The organism is Streptomyces sp. NPDC002817 (assembly GCF_053592055.1).
On record NZ_JBSFUY010000113.1, the window covers coordinates 1 to 1,246 of the forward strand.

Annotated in this window: 1 pseudogene; it reads right to left on the reverse strand. The window is 67.0% G+C overall.

Annotated elements, in window-relative coordinates:
- Window positions 1-31 precede the first annotated feature (31 nt).
- Window positions 32-1,176: pseudogene (locus tag ACWD3I_RS49225) on the reverse strand (IS3 family transposase).
- Window positions 1,177-1,246 lie beyond the last annotated feature (70 nt).

Here is a 1,246-nt window from a genome sequence, read left to right on the forward strand (position 1 = left end):
CCCGAGTTGGGTGGAGTCGAGTTGCTTGGTTTCAGGCTACTGGCGGGGTGCGGAGTTCGTACTCCACCGGGCTGAGCATGCCCAGCGCGGAGTGCCTGCGCTGTCGGTTATGGAAGATTTCCAGGTACTCGAAGAGCGCGGTGGACAGCTCCAGGCGGGTCCGCCACCGTCTGCGGTTGAGCAGTTCGACCTGGACCCGGGCCCAGAAGGACTCCATCATCGCGTTGTCCACGCAGTCCCCGATGGAGCCCATCGAGGGCAGCAGGCCGGAGGCCCTCGCGCGCTGGGTGAACGCCCAGGACCCGAACTGCACTCCGTGATCGGAGTGGATGATGGTGCCACCCGGCCGCGGGGAACGGTTGCCGATGGCCATGGCCAGGGCGTTGGTGGTCAGCGCCGCGGTGGGTGAGGCGTCGATCGACCAGCCCACCACACGCCGCGAGAACGTGTCCAGGACGACCGCGCAGTACACCTTGCCCTCAAAGGTGGGGTGCTCGGTGATGTCCGTGACCCATAGCTGGTCCCGGGCGTGACGAGTGAAGTTCCGCTCCACCAGATCGGCGACGGATGGGGTCACGTGCTTGGCGCGGGGGCGTCGGTTGCCGGGCAGACCGTGCAGGCCGGCGCGCTGCATCAGCAGCTCAACAGTGCCGTGGCTGACATGGATGCGCAGGCCCAGGCCGAGTTCGGCGTGCACCCGGCGGGAGCCGTAGGTGCCCCGGGAGGCGGCGTGGATGCCCACGATGGCCTCGGTCAGCCAGGCGTGCTTGACCAGGCGGTTCGATGGCGGCCGGTCCCGCCAGGCGTAGTAACCGGACTCCGCAACGTGCAGCACTCGGCAGGCCAGCTGCACTGGCAGGTGTTCACGGGCCATCACGCGGATGGCTTCGAACCGCCTTTTGGGGACGTCACCTCACCCAGCAGTTCGGCAGCTCGCCGGTGGATGGCCAACTCGGCCTCCAGCTCGGCGATACGCTTGCGGGCCGCAGCCAGTTCGGACAGCTCGCTGCTGTTCGTGCCGGGCAACTGTCCGGTGTCGATGAGGTGTTGGCGCCGCCAGACGTAGATCGTCTGATCGCTGATGCCAAGGAGCTGGGCTACCTCGGCGACCTTCCTTCCGGATGCGACGAGATCGAGGACCTTGCGGCGGAACTCGGGCGGATAGCTGCGGGGCATCACGGCCTCCGAAGGCTGCTGGATCGTCAATTGTCCAGCAACCCGACTCCATTAGAACCGGGGCATACCA